This is a genomic window from Bradyrhizobium sp., from assembly GCF_049798375.1.
Taxonomy (GTDB): Bacteria; Pseudomonadota; Alphaproteobacteria; order Rhizobiales; family Xanthobacteraceae; genus Bradyrhizobium.
Genome location: NZ_JBARGP010000733.1, coordinates 1 through 2,491, shown reverse-complemented (window position 1 = coordinate 2,491; position 2,491 = coordinate 1). Strand labels below are relative to the sequence as shown.

At 67.0% G+C, this 2,491-nt stretch carries 3 protein-coding genes and 1 pseudogene; 1 reads left to right on the top strand and 3 read right to left on the bottom strand.

Annotated features, from left to right (window positions below):
* A partial coding sequence (locus WA702_RS28325; RefSeq protein WP_425113846.1) for an ABC transporter substrate-binding protein occupies window positions 1-483 on the top strand: 483 nt, incomplete at its 5' end.
* Here the strand turns inward: WA702_RS28325 and hemW are convergent.
* From hemW to WA702_RS28310, 3 genes and pseudogenes are all read right to left on the bottom strand, one after another.
* Window positions 480-1,637, bottom strand: coding sequence for a radical SAM family heme chaperone HemW (hemW, locus tag WA702_RS28320; protein ID WP_425113845.1), 1,158 nt, complete (start codon window positions 1,635-1,637; stop codon window positions 480-482). The genes WA702_RS28325 and hemW overlap by 4 nt on opposite strands.
* Window positions 1,624-2,259 carry an RdgB/HAM1 family non-canonical purine NTP pyrophosphatase gene (gene rdgB / locus WA702_RS28315; RefSeq protein WP_425113844.1) on the bottom strand — a complete coding sequence of 212 codons (636 nt, stop codon included), beginning with the start codon at window positions 2,257-2,259 and terminating at the stop codon, window positions 1,624-1,626. Before rdgB ends, hemW begins: the two co-directional genes overlap by 14 nt.
* 5 nt (window positions 2,260-2,264) lie before the next feature.
* Window positions 2,265-2,491: pseudogene (locus WA702_RS28310) on the bottom strand (ribonuclease PH); the annotation flags it as partial.

Below are 2,491 nucleotides of genomic sequence, written 5' to 3'. Positions count from 1 at the left end.
GCGCTCGGCGGTGCGGACGCGTTGCTGCTGGCCGATGATGGTGACGCGGTGGTGGCGACCGCCGATGCGCTGACCGCAGCCGGCGCGAACCTGCGCAACATCCAGCTGCTCGGCACCGGCCTGTGGGACAATCCGCGGGTCTATGGCAGCGCCAGTCTGCAGGGCGGCCTGTATGCCGCGCCCGATCCCTCCGGCTTCCGCGCCTTCGCCGGCCGCTACCGTACCCGTTTCGGATCGGAGCCGGTACGGACGGCGACGCTCGCCTATGACGCGGTGGCGCTGGTGGCGGCGCTGGCGCGCACGCAAGGGCCGCAACGCTTCGCGCCCGACGTGCTGACCAATTCCTCGGGTTTTGCCGGCATCGATGGGCTGTTTCGTTTTCGCCCCGACGGCACCAATGAGCGCGGCCTTGCGGTGATGCGCGTCGCCTCCGGCGGCGGCCTCGCGGTGGCCGGCTCGCCGAAGAGCTTCAGTTCGACTTAAGCCGCAAGGTCCGCGACGACGGCGTCGAGCACAGGAAAGCCCTCCTGGGTGACGCGCAGGCGGCCGTCCGCATCGACCGCAATTGCGCCCTCCTCGCGCAGCAACGCGATGCGGTTCGGATCGAGCGTGCGGCCGGAGATCGCGGCATAGCGCTTGGGGTCGATGCCCTCGGCGAGCCGCAGCCCCATCAGTAGAAACTCGTCGGCGCGTTCCTCACTGTTGAGATCGTCGTCGGTCATGACGCCGTGGCCGTTGGCTTCGACCCGCATCAGCCATGCCTCCGGGCGCTTGTCGGTCGCAGTGGCGTGACGTCGGTTGCCGATGTCCAGCCGGCCATGCGCGCCGGGGCCGACGCCGGCATATTCCTGCCCACGCCAATAGACCAGATTGTGCCGGCATTCGGCGCCGGGACGCGCGTGATTTGAGATCTCATAGGCCGGCAGCCCATGCTTGGCACAGATCTCCTGCGTCACGTCATAGAGCGTGCGTGCCAAGCCTTCGCCCGGCGTCTTCAATTTGCCGGCCGCGTGCAGGCCGAAGAACGGCGTGCCTTCCTCGATGGTCAGCTGATAGAGCGACAGATGTTCGGCAGCCTCGCCGATCGCGCGCGTCAACTCATCGGACCACATCTGCGGCGTCTGGTCGGGACGCGCATAGATCAGATCGAACGAATAGCGGTCGAACGCGGTGCGCGCGATTTTCACCGCATCCATTGCCTCTTGCGCCGTATGCAGGCGACCCAGCATCTTCAGCGACGCATCGTCGAGCGCCTGCACCCCAAGCGAGACACGGTTGACGCCGGCGGCGCGATAGCCGGCAAAGCGCGTCGCCTCGACACTGGTGGGATTGGCCTCCAGCGTCACCTCGACGTCGCCGGCGACGTGCCAGTGCTGGCCGATCGCATCCAGGATGGCGCCGACGGTCGCGGGCTGCATCAAGGATGGCGTGCCGCCGCCGAGGAAGATCGAGGTGACCTCACGCGGTCCGATGCGTTCCGCCGTGGTCGCGATCTCCTGCGCGAAGGCGCGGGCATAGCGGTCCTGCTCGATCGCGGTGTGGCGGACATGGCTGTTGAAGTCGCAATAGGGACATTTCGACAGGCAGAACGGCCAATGCACATAGACCCCGAAGGCGTCTGCGTCAGCGCGGCTCAAGGCAGATCTCCGCAAGCTTCACGAAGGCGCGGGCGCGGTGCGACAGACCGAGGCCGTGTGGCGGCAGGCCGTGTTTCTCGACGCTTGTCATCTCGCCGAAGGTGCGATCGTGTCCCCCGGGAAGGAACATCGGATCATAACCAAAACCCGCGGTGCCGCGCGGCGGCCAGACCAACGTGCCGTCCACCCGCGCCTCGACCTCCTCGATATGACCGTCGGGCCAGGCCACGCACAGCGCCGAGACGAAATGCGCGCCGCGCTTGTCCGGCGTCGTGGCGCCGCGCTCCCCGAGCAGCCGCTCGATGCGCTTCATCGCCGCATTGAAGTCCTTGGCTTCGCCGGCCCAGCGCGCCGAATAAATTCCCGGAGCACCGTCGAGCGCATCGACCACGATGCCGGAATCATCGGCAAAGGCCGGAAGCTGCGCGGCCTCAGCGGCAGCGATTGCCTTGACGCGGGCGTTGGCCTGGAACGTGTCGCCGGTCTCCTCGGGCTCGCCGAGCCCAAGCTCGCCGGCCGAGACCGCCTCGATGCCGTAGGGCGCCAGCAGCTCGCGCATCTCGGCGAGCTTGCCGGGATTATGAGTTGCGATGACGATCCGGCCTTCGAGCTTGCGATGCATGGTGCTTACGCGACCGCCAGCTTCTGCAAATCGACCAGCCGCGCTACGCCCTTGCGTGCCAATGCTATTAGCGCCAGTAATTCGGCTTCGGAAAACGGGGTCTTCTCCGCAGTGCCCTGCACCTCGACGATCCGGCCGTCACCGGTCATGACGAAATTGGCGTCGGTGTCGGCTTCCGAATCCTCAGCGTAATCGAGGTCGAGCACCGGCGTGCCGTTGTAGATGCCGCAGG

Excerpts from the sequence above, each read along its gene's own strand:
- rdgB (WP_425113844.1), bottom strand. The coding sequence starts at position 2,259 with ATGCATCGCAAGCTCGAAGGCCGGATCGTCATCGCAACTCATAATCCC.